The 14,823-nt window shown below is 73.4% G+C and carries 15 protein-coding genes; 5 read left to right on the forward strand and 10 right to left on the reverse strand.

Annotated features, from left to right (window positions below; translation table 11 throughout):
• Positions 1 to 2,641: bifunctional [glutamine synthetase] adenylyltransferase/[glutamine synthetase]-adenylyl-L-tyrosine phosphorylase (locus AB0J52_RS08625; protein WP_500180947.1), on the forward strand; the 2,641-nt coding region annotated here is incomplete at its 5' end.
• On the opposite strand, the gene AB0J52_RS08630 is transcribed toward AB0J52_RS08625, so the two are convergent.
• Both AB0J52_RS08630 and AB0J52_RS08635 read right to left on the reverse strand, forming a co-directional pair.
• Entirely contained in the window at positions 2,626 to 3,405 is a 780-nt protein-coding gene (locus AB0J52_RS08630) for a phosphatase PAP2 family protein (protein ID WP_500180948.1), read from the reverse strand. The genes AB0J52_RS08625 and AB0J52_RS08630 overlap by 16 nt on opposite strands.
• 12 nt (positions 3,406 to 3,417) lie before the next feature.
• The gene (locus AB0J52_RS08635) at positions 3,418 to 4,386 is read right to left on the reverse strand and encodes a phosphatase PAP2 family protein (protein WP_500180949.1); all 969 of its coding nucleotides are present in this window, start codon (positions 4,384 to 4,386) and stop codon (positions 3,418 to 3,420) included.
• Positions 4,387 to 4,713: 327 nt separating this feature from the next.
• Between AB0J52_RS08635 and AB0J52_RS08640 the strand changes: the two genes are divergently transcribed.
• Positions 4,714 to 6,231, forward strand: coding sequence for an alpha/beta hydrolase (locus tag AB0J52_RS08640; protein ID WP_500180950.1), 1,518 nt, complete (start codon positions 4,714 to 4,716; stop codon positions 6,229 to 6,231).
• 108 nt (positions 6,232 to 6,339) lie between these two features.
• Here the strand turns inward: AB0J52_RS08640 and AB0J52_RS08645 are convergent, their stop codons facing one another.
• The gene (locus AB0J52_RS08645) at positions 6,340 to 6,744 is read right to left on the reverse strand and encodes an OsmC family protein (protein ID WP_500180951.1); all 405 of its coding nucleotides are present in this window, start codon (positions 6,742 to 6,744) and stop codon (positions 6,340 to 6,342) included.
• A 283-nt stretch (positions 6,745 to 7,027) separates the two neighbouring features.
• A complete protein-coding gene (gene glnA, locus AB0J52_RS08650; RefSeq protein ID WP_500180952.1) occupies positions 7,028 to 8,452 on the reverse strand; it encodes a type I glutamate--ammonia ligase in 1,425 nt (474 codons plus the stop codon).
• A gap of 176 nt (positions 8,453 to 8,628) precedes the next feature.
• Between glnA and AB0J52_RS08655 the strand changes: the two genes are divergently transcribed.
• The gene (locus tag AB0J52_RS08655) at positions 8,629 to 9,114 is read left to right on the forward strand and encodes an RDD family protein (protein ID WP_500180953.1); all 486 of its coding nucleotides are present in this window, start codon (positions 8,629 to 8,631) and stop codon (positions 9,112 to 9,114) included.
• Positions 9,115 to 9,232: 118 nt separating this feature from the next.
• Here the strand turns inward: AB0J52_RS08655 and AB0J52_RS08660 are convergent, their stop codons facing one another.
• A complete protein-coding gene (locus tag AB0J52_RS08660) occupies positions 9,233 to 9,928 on the reverse strand; it encodes a DUF4191 domain-containing protein (protein ID WP_500180954.1) in 696 nt (231 codons plus the stop codon).
• 23 nt (positions 9,929 to 9,951) lie between these two features.
• The gene (gene lipA, locus AB0J52_RS08665; protein WP_500180955.1) at positions 9,952 to 10,881 is read right to left on the reverse strand and encodes a lipoyl synthase; all 930 of its coding nucleotides are present in this window, start codon (positions 10,879 to 10,881) and stop codon (positions 9,952 to 9,954) included.
• A gap of 295 nt (positions 10,882 to 11,176) precedes the next feature.
• On the opposite strand from lipA, the gene AB0J52_RS08670 reads away from it, so the two are divergent.
• Positions 11,177 to 11,614: a DUF1877 family protein gene (locus AB0J52_RS08670; protein ID WP_500180956.1), complete on the forward strand. Its 438-nt coding sequence runs from the start codon at positions 11,177 to 11,179 to the stop codon at positions 11,612 to 11,614.
• Between the two features lie 67 nt (positions 11,615 to 11,681).
• On the opposite strand, the gene lipB is transcribed toward AB0J52_RS08670, so the two are convergent.
• The 3 genes from lipB to AB0J52_RS08685 form a co-directional block, all read right to left on the reverse strand.
• A complete protein-coding gene (gene lipB, locus AB0J52_RS08675) occupies positions 11,682 to 12,350 on the reverse strand; it encodes a lipoyl(octanoyl) transferase LipB (RefSeq protein ID WP_500180961.1) in 669 nt (222 codons plus the stop codon).
• A 204-nt stretch (positions 12,351 to 12,554) separates the two neighbouring features.
• Complete coding sequence (locus tag AB0J52_RS08680) at positions 12,555 to 13,292, reverse strand: Type 1 glutamine amidotransferase-like domain-containing protein (protein ID WP_500180957.1); 738 nt, start codon at positions 13,290 to 13,292, stop codon at positions 12,555 to 12,557.
• Positions 13,293 to 13,319: 27 nt separating this feature from the next.
• A complete protein-coding gene (locus tag AB0J52_RS08685; protein ID WP_500180958.1) occupies positions 13,320 to 14,234 on the reverse strand; it encodes a TIGR01777 family oxidoreductase in 915 nt (304 codons plus the stop codon).
• A 52-nt stretch (positions 14,235 to 14,286) separates the two neighbouring features.
• Here AB0J52_RS08685 and AB0J52_RS08690 point away from each other — a divergent pair, with 52 nt between their 5' ends.
• Complete coding sequence (locus AB0J52_RS08690; protein WP_500180959.1) at positions 14,287 to 14,589, forward strand: hypothetical protein; 303 nt, start codon at positions 14,287 to 14,289, stop codon at positions 14,587 to 14,589.
• On the opposite strand, the gene AB0J52_RS08695 is transcribed toward AB0J52_RS08690, so the two are convergent.
• Positions 14,590 to 14,823 (reverse strand): hypothetical protein (locus AB0J52_RS08695; RefSeq protein ID WP_500180960.1); only part of this gene is annotated, 234 nt, incomplete at its 5' end.

Genomic DNA, 14,823 nt, shown 5'->3' on the forward strand with positions numbered 1-14,823 from the left:
CGAGTTCCTGACCGCGGTGGGCGCCGATCCGGAGGCGGCGGAGCCGGTGGCGCGGGACGCGTCCACCGAGACCCTGGTCGCGCTGCGGGTCGCCTACCGGAGGCGGATCCTCATGCTCGCCGCGCGGGACCTGACCGGCGAGCTCGACGTCGCCGAGGTCGCGGCGGCGCTGGCGGACCTCGCGGCCGCCGCGCTCGCGGCCGGGCTGGCCGTCGCGCGCGCGGAGGTCCCCGGGCACGACGCGTGCCGCCTCGCCGTGATCGGGATGGGCAAGTGCGGCGGACGCGAGCTGAACTACGTCAGCGACGTCGATGTGATCTTCGTGGCGGAGGTGCGCGAGGGGTGTCCCGAGGACGCCGCGCTGCGCACCGCCGCGCGGCTGGCCGCCGCCGCCATGCGGGCGTGCTCGGCGAGCACCCCGGAGGGCGCGCTGTGGGAGGTGGACGCGGCGCTGCGCCCCGAGGGCAAGGCGGGGCCGCTGGTCCGGACGCTCGCCAGCCACCGCGCCTACTACGAGCGCTGGGCCAAGACGTGGGAGTTCCAGGCGCTGCTCAAGGCGCGTCCGGTCGCCGGGGACGCCGAGCTCGGCGCGCGGTACGCCGCGACGATCGGCCCGATCGTGTGGCACGCCGCCGAGGGGGAGAGCTTCGTCGAGGACGTCCAGGCGATGCGCCGCCGGGTCGAGGCCGACCTGAACCGGCGCACCGCCGAGGCCGGGCGGCAGCTCAAGCTGGGGCCGGGCGGGCTGCGCGACGTCGAGTTCGCCGTCCAGCTTCTGCAGCTCGTCCACGGCCGCTCGGACGAGTCGCTGCGGGCCCCCGGCACGCTGGACGCGCTCGCCGAGCTGTCCCGCGGCGGCTACGTCGGGCGCGACGACGCCGCGGCGCTCGCGTCCGCCTACCGGTTCCTGCGCCGCGTCGAGCACCTGGTCCAGCTGCACCGGCTGCGCCGCACCCACATGGTCCCGGACGACCCCGCCGACCTGCGCCGCCTCGGCCGCGCCCTCGGCCTGCGGACGGACCCGGTGGGGGAGTTCACCGCGCTGTGGCGGCGGCACGCGCGCGAGGTCCGCCGCCTGCACGAGAAGCTGTTCTACCGTCCGCTGCTGCGCGCCGTCGCCCGGCTCCCCGAGGAGGAGGCGCGGCTCACCCCGGACGCGGCCCGCACCCGCCTGGAGGTCATCGGCTACCGCGACCCGGCCGGGGCGCTCCGGCACATCGAGGCGCTCACCTCCGGGGTGACGCGCCGCGCCGCGATCCAGCGGACGCTGCTGCCGGTCATGCTCGGCTGGTTCGCCGACGCCCCCGACCCGGACGCGGGGCTGCTCGGCTTCCGGCAGGTCAGCGACGCGCTCGGCGCGACCCCCTGGTACCTGCGCCTGCTCCGCGACGACGTGACCGTGGCCGAGCGCATGGCGCACGTCCTCGGCTCCAGCCGCTACGCCACCGACCTGCTGCTGCGGGCGCCCGAGGCCGTCGCGATGCTCGGCGGCGACACCGACGGCGGGCTCCGGCCGCGTCCGGTGGCGGCGCTGCGCGCCGAGGCCCTGGCGGCGGTCCGGCGACGGGCCGGAGCCGGTCCGTCGGCGGAGGACGCGGTGTCGGCGGTCCGGGCCGTCCGGCGGCGGGAGCTGTTCCGCGTGTCGGCCGCCGACGTGCTCGGCCTGCTCGGCCCGGTCGAGGTCGGCGAGGCGCTGACCGGCATCGCCGCCGTCACCCTCGACGCCGCGCTGGAGGCCGCGGTGGACAAGATCGAGGTCGAGCGGCGCGGCCCGCTGCCGACCGCCGTGGCGATCGTCGCGATGGGCCGCTTCGGCGGGCACGAGCTCGGCTACGGCAGCGACGCCGACGTGATGTTCGTGCACGACCCGAAGCCCGGCGCGGACGAGCGGGACGCCGCGTCGGCCGCGTCCGCCGTCGCCGCCGAGCTCCGGCGGCTGCTCGCGCTGCCCGCCGCCGACCCGCCGCTCCAGATCGACCCCGACCTGCGTCCGGAGGGCAGGTCCGGCCCGCTGATGCGCACCCTCGCGTCCTACGCCGCCTACTACGCCCGCTGGTCGGAGCCGTGGGAGAGCCAGGCCCTGCTCCGCGCCGACCCGCTGGTCGGCGACCCCGGGCTGTGCGAGCGGTTCCGCGAGGTGATCGACCCGGTCCGCTGGCCCGAGGACGGCGTGGACGAGGACGCCGTCCGGCAGATCCGGCGGCTGAAGGCCCGGATGGAGTCCGAGCGGCTGCCGCGCGGCGCGGACCGCCGGCTGCACCTGAAGCTCGGCCCCGGCGGCCTGTCGGACGTCGAGTGGGTGGCCCAGCTGATCCAGCTCCGGCACGCCCACGAGATCCCGGCGCTGCGCACCACCCGCACCCTCGCCGCCCTGGACGCGGCCGTCGCCGCCCGCCTGCTCGACGCCGGCGACGCCGCGGAGCTCGCCGAGGCGTGGTGCCTGGCGACCCGGATCCGGTCCGCGATCGTGCTGGTCCGGGGCCGTCCGTCCGATCTGCTGCCGACCGACCACCACCACGAGCGGAGCGCGGTCGCGCAGGTCCTCGGCTACCCGGCCGCGGGCGACCTGCTGGAGGACTACCACCGGCACGCGCGCCGCGCCCGCGCCGTCGTCGAGCGCGCCTTCTACGGCGCCACCTGACGTGACGGCACCCGGACGCGGGCCCCGCCGTACGCCAGCGTCAGGCCGAGCGCCGACGCCGCCGCGCCGCCCGCCGCGTCCAGCAGGTAGTGGTTGGCGGTGCCCATGATCACCATGATGGTCGCGACCGGGTACAGGACGGCGAGGACGACGGCCCAGCGGCGGCGGGTGATCGAGATGATCGCGGCGGCGCACCACAGCGACCAGGCGGTGTGCATGGACGGCATCGCCGCGAACTGGTTGGAGACCGAGGCGGTCGGGCCGGTGGTGTAGATGCCCCAGGTGCCGAAGCTGACGACCGTGTCGGTGAAGCCCGCCAGCATGCGCGGCGGGGCCAGCGGGTAGAGCCAGAAGCCGAGCAGCCCGATGAGGGTCAGGAAGAGCAGCGCCGCGCGGTGCACCCGGTACGGCCCGGGATGCCGCCAGTACAGCCAGACCAGCACGCCCACCGTCATGACGAAGTGCATGGTCGAGTAGAAGTAGTTCGCCGGGACGGCGATCCAGGAGTGCCCGAGGAACAGCCGGTTCAGCGCGTACTCGACGTCCAGGCCGCTCCGGGCCTCGGCGACCAGCAGCTCATGGCCGTGCTGGAGGGCGAGGGCGCGCTCGGCGGGGACCAGGTTCCGGGTGAACTCGTAGGCGAAGTAGCAGATCAGGACGATCGCGAGTTCGGGCCACAGGCGCGGCCTGACGGGCCCGGCGTCCGGCTCGGGGAGCCCCGCCGGGCCGGGACCGGTTCCGGAGAGGTCCGCCGTCCTGGCCATGACCCGAGCATCTCAGACGCGCTCCGCCGACCCCGCACCGGCCACGGTGCGAAGTCGAACCATTACTCTCGTGCGACCCGCCCGCGCCTTCGATCCGGCCCGTTCCCGGGCCCGCAGCAGCACCTCCGGCGGCCGCCGGTACAGCACCCAGGACAGCGCCAGCGACCCGATGATCAGGGCGATCCCGATCACCGCGTCCAGGATGTAGTGGTTCGCGGTGGACAGGATCACGAGCACGGTGGTCACCGGGTAGGCCACGCCGACCGCCTTCACCCACTTCTGGGCGCCCAGCCGGACCAGCACGAACCCGCACCACAGCGACCAGCCGGCGTGCATCGACGGCATCGCCGCGTACTGGTTGGTCATCGTCCCGGCCGAGTCGCCCGAGTAGAGCCCCCAGGAGTGCAGCGCGGTCACCGGGTCGACGAACCCGGCGCTGCCGAGGAAGCGCGGCGGGGCCAGCGGGTACAGCCAGAACCCGATCAGCGCCAGCCCGGTCGCGATCATCACCGCGGCGCGCAGCCAGCGGTACTCCAGCGGCCGGTACCGGTACAGCCACACCACCAGGCTGAGCGTCACCACGAAGTGCATGCTCACGTAGAACATGTTCGCGGCCTTGGCCAGCGCGGGGACCTCCAGCAGCCACCGGTTGAGGTCGAGCTCCACGTCCACGCCGAGCGCGCGCTCCAGGGACAGGATGTCGCGCGCGTGCTGGAACGCCGGGCCGGTGCCGTCCTGGACGAGGATGATCCGGGTCAGCGTGTAGGCCGTGTAGAACAGCGCGATCAGCACGAGCTCGCGCCAGAGCGGCGGCGCGCCGGCGGAACCGGAGAACGTGCGGACGGCGCGCGCGAACCGGGTGACGCGGCCGGCGGGCCGGCGTGCGGGCGCCGAACCCTGCCGGGGCAGGGGGACGCGCCCGGCCGGGGCGTCGGTCACCTCGGCCTGGCCGCGAGGAGCTGCTGGGGCGGTTTGGGCCATGCTACCTATCTTTGCCGCGCGGCCACCCGGTTGAGATCACCGCGACGAATGGTCTTCATCTCAGACTTGAGTAGTACGCCTCGGCGGGGAAATCCGGACTTCAGGGTGAGGAGCCCCGGCACCCGGAGACGGCGCGAACTCGACGTGATCGGGAGTCAGCATAGGAGGCCAGGGGTAGGTCATGGATCGCCCCCCGCGGAACCACTGGGGGGACGAATGTTGCATATGGTGCCTCTGAGGCATGTCGGGGTGGCAACCGCCCTCGCTCTGACCGTTTTCGGACCGTCCGGATGCGGGGGAGCGGACTCTTCGCATTCGACTCCCGGCATGGCCGCGGGCCTCACCTCCGGTGCGCCGGGCGGCACTCCCGGTTCGCCGGGCGTCACCCCCGCGAGCTACCCGCCGCTGCCCGCCTCCATCACCGGCCAGCGCCCGTCCTGGGGTCCGTGCACCGCGCTTCCCACCAACCCGCCGGTCAACACCGGGCAGAACGGCGTGCCGCAGTGCGCCACGATCAAGGCGCCGCTCGACTACTCCAACCCCGGCGGACCGGCGGTCGACCTGTCCCTGCTCCGCTTCCCCGCCACCGACCAGGCCCACCGCATCGGCTCCCTGCTGTTCAACTTCGGCGGACCCGGCGCGTCGGGCACCGACACCCTCGCCCAGTCCGCGGGGCAGTTCCAGGGCCTCGGCAAGCGGTACGACCTGGTCGGCTTCGACCCGCGCGGCGTCACCCACAGCACCGCGGTCACCTGCCTGGACGACCGCGCCCTCGACCGCTACGTCGCCATCGACACCTCGCCCGACGACGCGTCCGAGGAGAAGGCCCTCACCGCCGGGGGCACCGCCTTCGCCCGCGCCTGCTCCGAGCACTCCGGCGGGCTCCTGCCGCACGTCGGCACCGTCTCGGCCGCCCGCGACCTGGACGTCATCCGGGCGGCGCTCGGCGACGCGAAACTGCACTACTTCGGCCTGTCCTACGGCACCGAGCTCGGCGCGAACAACGCCCACCTGCTTCCCGGCAACGTCGGACGGTTCGTCCTCGACGGGGCCGTGGACACCAAGATCAGCCCGGTCGACCTCTCCCTCCAGCAGGCCGCCGCCTTCCAGCGCGCCCTCGGGAACTTCGCCGCCTACTGCGCGCGGCTCGGGGCGGCGCAGTGCCCGGTGGGCACGAGCAAGGACGAGGTCGTCGCGGCCACCCGGAAGTTCGTGGACGGCCTGGACGCCCGCCCTCTCCCCACCAACCAGCCGGGCCGCCGGCTCACCCAGTCCCTGGGAGAGCTCGGCGTCGCCGCGGCCCTGTACGACCAGGCCAGCTGGAAGATCCTCGCGCGGGCGCTCGCCGACGGGGCCCGGGGCGACGGCAGCCTGATGCTCGCGCTCGCCGACTCCCAGACCGGCCGCGACGAGAAGGGCCACTACTCCAACTTCCTCGCCGCCAACACCGCCATCGGCTGCGCCGACACCACCCAGCGGCAGACCGTCCAGGACGTCCGGCGGGAGCTGCCGAGGTTCCGCAACGCCTCGCCGGTCTTCGGCCCGGCCCTCGCCTGGGGCCTGCTCACCTGCACCGGCTGGCCCTACAAGGGGAGCGACGCGGGGCAGGAGGTCTCCGCGCCGTCCGCCGCGCCGATCCTGGTCGTCGGCAACGAGGGCGACCCGGCCACTCCCTACGCCTGGGCCCCCGCGCTGACCAGGGAGATCGGCGGTAACGCCGTCCTGCTCAGCCTCAAGGGGCAGGGCCACACCTCGTACCTCACCGGCAACCGCTGCGTCGTGGACACCGTGGACCGCTACCTCCTGGACGGCCAGGTCCCCAGGAACGGAACCAGATGCACCTGACCCGCCCGCCGGGCGGCGGGTGAGCGCGCACTCACCCCTGGACGCACGAACACCCATGGACGGTGAGCATCCACTCACTGCCCATGGGTGTTCACTCACCCTGGGTGGCTATTCGACCGGGACGACCTGCTCCACGGTCATCGGCTCCTTGAGCGCGTTGCCGACCGTGCAGTACCTCTCGTGCACCCGCGCGGCCACGGACCGCAGCACCTCGGCGGCCTCCTCGTCGCCCTCGGGCAGCTCCACGTCATAGGTCACCGTGATCGTGCCGAGCCTGCTGGTCTCGACCTTCTCCGCCTTCACGTCCGCGGCGAGCTTCGCCATCCGGTGCCCGCGCTTGGCGGTCAGCGGCTCCACCGTGACGAGCTCGCACCCGGCCAGCGCCGCCAGCATCAGTTCGACCGGGGTGAACACCCCGTCCTGGTCCCCGGTCCCGATCGCGACCGACGCGCCACGCGCGTTCGTCCCGACGAACCCGCCGTCCGCCGTCCGCTCGACCCGCACCTCGGCCATGGCGCTCTCCTTGATCGTTTCGCCGTTCGTCCATGCCAACACGGAGCGCCCCCGAGAAGTTCCCGGAGGCGCTCCATGACGACAAACTATGACGAACCGGCTCCGCCACCGCGATCCGAGGCCCCCCCGACGAGGCCGCCCGACGGCCCACGGCACGGTCGCCCGACGGCCTATGGCAGGGGCAACCGACGGCCCACGGCAGGGTCACCCGAGGGGACCCCTCGCCGCTTCGACGGCCCACGTCGTCGCCACCGCGACGGCCCACGTCGTGGTCGATCCGGGGTCACACGTCGTAGTACAGCTCGAACTCGTGGGGGTGCGGCCGGAGGCGGATCGGGTCGATCTCGTGCTCGTGCTTCATCGCGACGTAGGTCTCGATGAGGTCCGGGGTGAAGACGCCGCCCTCCAGCAGGTAGTCGTGGTCGGCCTCCAGCGCGGACAGCACGGCCTCCAGCGAGCCCGGCACCTGCGGGATCGCGCGGGCCTCCTCCGGCGGGAGCTCGTAGAGGTCCTTGTCCACCGGCTCGGCGGGCTCGATCTTGTTCTTGATGCCGTCCAGGCCCGCCATGAGCATGGCGGAGAACGCCAGGTACGGGTTGCAGGACGGGTCGGGCACCCGGAACTCGACGCGCTTGGCCTTCGGATTCGAGCCGGTGATCGGGATCCGGATGCAGGCGGACCGGTTGCGCTGCGAGTACACCAGGTTCACCGGCGCCTCGAAGCCCGGCACCAGCCGGTGGTAGGAGTTCACGGTCGGGTTGGTGAACGCCAGCAGGGACGGCGCGTGCCGGAGCAGGCCGCCGATGTAGTGCCGGGCGTTGTCCGACAGGCCCGCGTAGCCGACCTCGTCGTAGAACAGCGGCGAGCCGTCCTTCCACAGCGACTGGTGGCAGTGCATGCCCGAGCCGTTGTCGCCGAACAGCGGCTTCGGCATGAAGGTGACGGTCTTGCCCGCCGCGCGCGCGACGTTCTTGACGATGTACTTGTAGAGCATCAGGCTGTCGGCCGTCCGCAGCAGCGTGTCGAAGCGGAAGTCGATCTCCGCCTGGCCCGCCGTGCCGACCTCGTGGTGCTGCATCTCGACGTGGATGCCCGATCGCAGCAGCTGCTCGACCATCTCCGACCGCAGGTCGGTGTAGTGGTCCATCGGCGGGACGGGGAAGTAGCCGCCCTTGTACGGGGGCTTGGCGCCCAGGTTCCCCGCCGGCTCCTCGCGGCCGGTGTTCCACGCGCCCTCGACCGAGTCGAGGTAGTAGTAGCCGGCGTTGGCGCGGGTCTCGAACCGGACGTCGTCGAAGATGTAGAACTCGGCCTCGGGCCCGAAGTAGCAGGTGTCGGCGATGCCGGTGCCGCGCAGGTAGTCCTGCGCCTTCTTCGCCACGTTCCGCGGGTCGCGGCTGTACGGCTCGCCGGTCAGGGGGTCGTGCACGAAGAAGTTGAGGATCAGCGTCTTGTGCTGCCGGAAGGGATCCAGCACCGCCGTCCCCGGATCGGGGAGCAGCAGCATGTCGGACTCGTGGATCTCCTGGAAGCCGCGCACCGACGAGCCGTCGAACATCAGCCCCTCGGTGAAGACGCCCTCACCGAAGCTCTCCACCGGGAAGGTGAAGTGCTGCATCTTGCCGGGAAGGTCCACGAACCGGCAGTCCACGAAGCGGACGCCTTCGCGGTCGATGTAGTCCAGGACCTCTTTGGCGCTGCTGAACATCCAGCCTCCTTGGGGGTGTTCTCGGCTCCGGGCAGGCTCTCAGAGCGCCGTTTCCCGGCCGTGTCCCATGTGTTTCGACTGTGTTAAGCGTCACTGGGTGATGTCCGTCACGCCCGCCGGAAACGCCCGCGCCGACCCGCATCCCGGCCGGTCCGGGGACCGGATAGCGTAGGGCCATGGCAAGCGGTAAGCAGCGGGAGTCCACCGGCCCCAGGTGGACGCAGACGTGGCTCGGCGGCGCGGCGTCCGCCGGGGTCGACCTCGGCACGCCCGGGGGACGGCTGGGGCTGCCCAAGGAGGGCCCCGGCTCGGTCGCGACGTACGGCCGGCGGATCGCCGCCCTGCTGTTGGACCTGGTCGTCGGCGCGCTGGTCGGCGCCGCGTTCGCCGCCGCTCTGCACTGGAGCCCGGCGACCCGCTCGCTGGCCAACACGGCCGTGTTCGCGGTCATGGTGTGGCTGCTGACCGCCACGCTCGGCACGACCATCGGCAAGAAGCTGGTGGGGCTGCGCGTCGTCCGGCTGGACGGCCGCCCGGTCGGCTTCGGCTGGGCCCTCGCCCGGACGGTCCTGCTCGTCCTGGTCGTGCCCGCGCTGATCTGGGACCGCGACCACCGAGGCCTCCACGACCGCGCCGCCAACACCGTAGTCGTCCGGTCCTAGAGCCTCCCGCTCCGGCGCGAAGACCCAGAACATAGGAAACGGGAGGGCTCCCCCAGCTGGGGGGAGCCCTCCCGTTCGGTGTTTCGCGGTAGGGGGCCGCGGGGGCGGCCGGAGGGGGTCAGCGCGTCTTCGGCTTCGGGCCGCGCGGCATGCGGGCGCCCTTGGGCATCGGGCCCTTCGGCATCTGCATCGCCCGGGGCAGGGCCGCCAGACGGCTGTTCACATCGGCGACCTGCGCCTTGGTCAGGTTGCGGGGCAGCTTCATCAGGTGCCGCTGGAGCTTGTCCACCGGGATCTGGCCCTCTTCGTCCCCGACCTGGATGTCATAGATCGGCACCGACGGCACGGCGCGCGAGATGCGCTTCTTCTCCGCGCCGAGCAGCTGGCCGACGCGGCTGCGCGGGCCCTCCGAGACGATCACGACGCCGGGACGGCCGACCGCCCGGTGCACCATGTCCAGGTTGCGGTTGCCGGACACGGCCTCGGTGACCGTCCAGCCGCCGCGCACGTTCTTCAGCACCGCCGCGGCCGCGCCCGGCTGCCCGGCGATCACCGAGTACTGGGCGCGCTGCGCGAGCTGGCCGAACACGACCATGCCGACCGCGACCGCCGCCAGGATGCCCAGCGGGACGAAGAACCACAGGCTGCCGACGAACCACCCGATGGCGACGACGACGACCAGGGCCCCGAGCGCGGAGGCGAACACGATCGGGAGGGCCTTGGGGTTCGCCTGGTGGAGCACCTGGGCGACCATGCGGATCTGCTTGAGGCGGCCCGGACGCTCCTGGGCCCCGTCCGTGGGCTTCTTCGACATGTTCCTAAGGATAATGGTCGCCGTCAGCGCTCTCGCGCCTCGACGGCCTGCTTGTAGAGCCGCCCGGCCCGGTAGCTGGACCGGACGAGCGGGCCGGACATGACCCCGGCGAACCCGATCTCCTCCGCCTCGGCCGACAGCTCGACGAACTCCTCCGGCTTCACCCAGCGCTCGACCGGGTGGTGCCGCGGCGACGGCCGCAGGTACTGGGTGATCGTGATCAGCTCGCAGCCCGCCGCGTGCAGGTCGCGCAGCGCCTCGGAGACCTCCTCGCGGGTCTCGCCCATGCCGAGGATGAGGTTCGACTTGGTGACCAGGCCGTCCTCGCGCGCCCGGGTGATGACCTCCAGCGACCGCTCGTACCGGAAGCCGGGGCGGATCCGCTTGAAGATGCGCGGGACGGTCTCGACGTTGTGCGCCAGCACCTCGGGCCGCGACGAGAAGACCTCGGCGAGCTGGCCGGGGTCGGCGTTGAAGTCGGGGATCAGCAGCTCGACGCCGCAGCCGGGGACGGCCGCGTGGATCTGCCGGACGGTCTCGGCGTACAGCCAGGCCCCGCCGTCCTCCAGGTCGTCGCGGGCGACGCCCGTGACGGTCGCGTACCGCAGGCCCATGGCGGCCACGGACTCGGCGACCCGGCGCGGCTCGTCCCGGTCGAACTCGGCGGGCTTGCCGGTGTCGATCTGGCAGAAGTCGCAGCGCCGCGTGCACTGGTCGCCGCCGATGAGGAAGGTGGCCTCGCGGTCCTCCCAGCACTCGAAGATGTTGGGACAGCCCGCCTCCTGGCAGACCGTGTGCAGACCCTCGGACTTCACCAGCTGGGTCAGCTCGCGGTACTGCGGGCCCATCTTCAGCCGGGTCTTGATCCAGTCCGGCTTGCGCTCGATGGGGGTCTGGCTGTTCCGTACCTCGATGCGGAGGAGCTTGCGCCCCTCGGGAGTCGCCGTCGTCACCCCCACAGGGTACGTCCCGATCTCCAGGGGCCGCACCTCGGCCGTCCCCGGCCGCCCCCGGGCCCGCTCCGTCCCGTCCCCGGCCGCCCCTCCGCCCGGCTCCGTCCCGTTCCCGGGCCCGCAGGGGGACGGCAGGGGCGGATTCCCGCGTTTCCCCCCTGCGTACCGGTCGATCTCTTAGGGTGACTGCCTGTTGTCGCACGAATCGCAAGTGGAGAGTAGGACCGCCGTGGGTCTCGCGTTGTCGTATCTGAGGGTGCCGCCCGTGGTCGCAGGGGAGAGCGACCCTGCGCGGATGGCGGCCGCGCTGTTCGGCGCACGGGGCTTCGGGCGGGACGTCCGGGACGGCCGGGCCCTCGATCTGGGCGGCGACTGGCAGGTCCTGCACTGGGCCCTCACCGGCGACGCCTGGGACGGGCGGCAGCCCGAGGCGGACGTGGTGTGCGGCGGCCGCCTGCTCACCGAGGACGGCGCGGACGCGTCCGGCGCGGACGTGATCTACCTCGCGCCCGAGCGGGTCAAGGCCGCCGCCGCGCATCTCGACACGACCGGGTTCGCATCCCTTCCAGGCAGGCTGGAGGCGGCGGCGATGCGCGCGGCGGGCGTCCAGGACGCGGACGTCCCGGACCCGGAGGCCAGGCTGCGTCCCGCCTACGCGCGCCTGTCGGAGTTCTTCCGCGCGGCGGCGGGCGAGGGCCAGGCCGTCTTCAAGGTCCTCCGCAGGGAGTCCTGACCCGGAAGGGCCGACAGGTCCAGGGCGCCGCCGCGCGCCGGCGGCGGACGGGCCGGGGCCGGGCGGTCTAGAGCGAGAGCTGGGCGGTGGTGCGGTGCAGCACCGTGTCCGCGCCGAGCAGGGCGCCCAGGTGCCGTTCGACCAGCGGGACGACCTCGGCGACGGTGACCGGGCGGCCGAGCTCGGCGCTGAGGCTGGTGGAGCCGGCGTCCCGGATGCCGCACGGGACGATCCGGTCGAACCAGGACATGTCACAGTCGCAGTTGAGCATGAAGCCGTGCATGGTCACGCCGCGCGAAACCCGGATCCCGATGGAGCCGATCTTGCGGTCCGGGACGCCGCGGACCCAGAGCCCGCTGCGGCCCTCGACCGTGGTCGTGGCCAGCCCGAACTCGGCGCAGACGGCCATCATCATGCGCTCCAGCAGCCGGACGTAGGCGACCACGTCCACCGGGTCGGGCAGCCGCAGGATCGGGTACCCGGTCAGCTGCCCCGGCCCGTGCCAGGTGATCTTGCCGCCGCGGTCCACCTCGACGACCGGGGCGCCCGGGTCGCCGAACGGCCGGTCCAGCGGCTCGGTGCGCTTGCCCGCGGTGTACACCGGCCGGTGCTCCAGCAGCAGGACGGTGTCGCCGATCTCGTCGTCGGCCCGGCGCGCGTGGGTGCGGCGCTGGAGCTCCCAGCCCGCCTCGTACTCCACGGCAGCGGCGCCGAACCCGGCGTGGACCACGGTCAGCGCGTCGATGTCGAACGCGGGGAGGGACGGCGTGTCCGCGTCGCCCGCGGGTCCGGTCTCGGCCGGACGGGCCTCGGCGGGACGAAGGTCGATGGTGCGGGGCTTGGCGGGGAGGGCCTCGGTGGTACCGGCCTCGGCGGGACGGCCGGTGCCATGAGCCGCGCCGCGTACGTCAACATCGCTCACGTCCGTCAGCCTATGCCCCTACTCGCGGGTCAGGAGCCGGGGATCGATCCGGGTCTCCTTGACCCGGCCGGGGCCGTCCGCGTCGATCCGGTACGCGCCCTTGCCCTCGGTGAACGTGACCGCCTGGACGAACTCGGTGCCGACGTAGTGCAGCGCGGTGTCCTCGTCTGCCGCGTAGCCGCCGGGCAGCGCGCCCTCGCCGACCAGCCGCTGCAGCAGCGGACGGCGCTGCGGCTCGCTGTCGTAGTGCACGCCGCAGGAGTAGGGAAGCAGGCCGAGCCCGCCGGAGAACCCCCGCAGCTCGGGCCCGAACGAGTCGGTGTTGCCGCCCATGTGCCAGCAGAGGGCCCCGGCGCTCTGCCCCGACAGCACCACGCCCTCGTGCCACGCCTCGCGCATGATCTCGCCGAGGCCGTGCACCTGCCAAAGCGCCATGAGGTTGGCGACGCTGCCGCCGCTGACGTAGATCAGGTCCTGGGAGAGCAGGTGCTCGCGCATGTCGGCGACGTTCGGCATCGGGAACACCGCCAGGTGGCTGACCTCGGCGTCCAGCTCGGCGAACGCGGAGTAGAACCGGGCGATGATCTCGGCGGAGTCGCCCATCGCGGTGGCCAGGAAGCACAGCCGCGGCCGGTCCTGGCCGGTCAGGTCGCAGGCGTAGCGGAGCAGCGGACTCGGCGAGACGCCCTGCCGGGCGTTCCGGATGAAGCTTCCGCCGCCGATCGCGAGGATGTGCGGCTGGCCGTCCGTGCTCATCTGCTGGCCCCTCCCGGTGGTCGCGCGTCAACGATCACCGTACGGCCCGCGATCGCCGGCACGCGTCTTTTTGAAGATTCTTGGCAAGGCCGCGCCCAGTTCGGGGTCGGTGTATCGGAAACCGGCGCCCGCGAGCCGCCGGGGGACGACCCGCTGCCCCGGCAGGATGGCCTCCTCGGCGAACCCCGGCAGGACCGTACGCAGCGCGAACGCCGGGACGGGCAGGGGAGTGGGCCGGTGCAGCGCCCCACCGAGCAGCCGCGTGAACTCCGCGTTGGTGACCGGGTTCGGCGCGGTCAGGTTCACCGGCCCCGACAGGTCGCCGTCGATCAGGAAGCGCAGGGCGGCGACCTCGTCCTCCAGGGAGATCCAGCTCCAGTACTGGCGGCCCGACCCGAGCCGTCCGCCCAGCCCGAGCCTGTACAGCGGCAGAAGCTTGCCCAGCAGTCCGCCGTCCGCGCCCAGCACGTGGCCGGTGCGCGCGATCGCCACCCGCGCGCCCGCGTCGGACGCGGGCGACGCCGCGTCCTCCCAGGCCCGGACGACCTCGGCGAGGAAGCCGGCGCCGCTCGGCGCGTCCTCGTCGACCTCCCGGTCGCCCGTGTCGCCGTAGAAGCCGATCGCCGACCCCGAGACCAGCACCGGGACCCCCGCGTCGGCGACGGCCCGCGCGATCGTCGCCGTGCCCTGGACGCGGCTCAGCAGGATCGTGCGGCGGTACCGCGGCGTCCAGAGGCGGTCGCCGATGCCCGCGCCCGCGAGGTGGACGACCGCGCCGACGCCGGCCAGGTCCACCGGGCCGCCGGACGGCTCCCAGCGCCGCTCGTCCGGCCCGGACGGCTCGCGCCGCACCAGCCGGACCACCTCGTGCCCGTCGTCCGCCAGCGAGCGGACGAGGGCCGAGCCGACGAATCCCGAAGCGCCCGTCACCGCGACCTTCATGATCCCACCCTAGGTCCCGCGCGCCGCGGGGAGTGGCGGTAGCCTCCGGGGCATGGCAAAGATCCCCACCGCGGCCGTGGCCGCCACCGGTCTCGTCGGCGGTTACGCCGCCGCCCGCTTCACCCGCCGCCGCCCCCTCGGCGGCGCCGTCCTCGCCGCGGCGGGGGCGTACTGCGCGCGCGAGTGGAACAGGACCTCCGGCCCCAAGGGCGCGGCCGCGCTGCTCACCGTCTACCTCGCCGGCTTCGGCGGCTCGCACCCGCTGGCCAAGAAGATCGGCGCGTGGCCGTCCGTGGTGACCGTCGCGGCCCTGTCGGCGGGCTCCGCCTACGTCCTGTCCGACCGCAAGGACTGATCAGGAGCCGTCCGGGCGGCGGGAGGCGCGCGCCAGCTCCGCGCGCTTCCTGCGGTAGGCCGCGAACGCGCCGACGCCGCCCAGGACCAGGCCCACGGGCAGGCCGAACAGCAGGCCCCTGACCGAGGCTCCGCCCCCGCCGGTCGCGAACGCCGCGGTCAGGACGGCCCCCGCCGCGACCAGGGCCCCGACGAGGACGATCAGCGGTCCCCACACCTGGCGGGTGAAGTACAG

The sequence above is a fragment of the Spirillospora sp. NPDC049652 genome, from assembly GCF_040675125.1.
Classification (GTDB): domain Bacteria; phylum Actinomycetota; class Actinomycetes; order Streptosporangiales; family Streptosporangiaceae; genus Spirillospora.

Coding starts and splice junctions, on each gene's coding strand:
- AB0J52_RS08645 (WP_500180951.1), bottom strand. CDS start 6,744: ATGGCCGAGGTGCGGGTCGAGCGGACGGCGGACGGCGGGTTCGTCGGG.
- AB0J52_RS08685 (WP_500180958.1), bottom strand. CDS start 14,234: ATGAAGGTCGCGGTGACGGGCGCTTCGGGATTCGTCGGCTCGGCCCTC.
- AB0J52_RS08680 (WP_500180957.1), bottom strand. CDS start 13,292: ATGAGCACGGACGGCCAGCCGCACATCCTCGCGATCGGCGGCGGAAGC.
- AB0J52_RS08630 (WP_500180948.1), bottom strand. CDS start 3,405: ATGGCCAGGACGGCGGACCTCTCCGGAACCGGTCCCGGCCCGGCGGGG.
- AB0J52_RS08660 (WP_500180954.1), bottom strand. CDS start 9,928: ATGTCGAAGAAGCCCACGGACGGGGCCCAGGAGCGTCCGGGCCGCCTC.
- AB0J52_RS08655 (WP_500180953.1), top strand. CDS start 8,629: ATGGCAAGCGGTAAGCAGCGGGAGTCCACCGGCCCCAGGTGGACGCAG.
- AB0J52_RS08690 (WP_500180959.1), top strand. CDS start 14,287: ATGGCAAAGATCCCCACCGCGGCCGTGGCCGCCACCGGTCTCGTCGGC.
- AB0J52_RS08640 (WP_500180950.1), top strand. CDS start 4,714: ATGGCCGCGGGCCTCACCTCCGGTGCGCCGGGCGGCACTCCCGGTTCG.
- AB0J52_RS08670 (WP_500180956.1), top strand. CDS start 11,177: ATGGCGGCCGCGCTGTTCGGCGCACGGGGCTTCGGGCGGGACGTCCGG.
- glnA (WP_500180952.1), bottom strand. CDS start 8,452: ATGTTCAGCAGCGCCAAAGAGGTCCTGGACTACATCGACCGCGAAGGC.
- AB0J52_RS08635 (WP_500180949.1), bottom strand. CDS start 4,386: ATGGCCCAAACCGCCCCAGCAGCTCCTCGCGGCCAGGCCGAGGTGACC.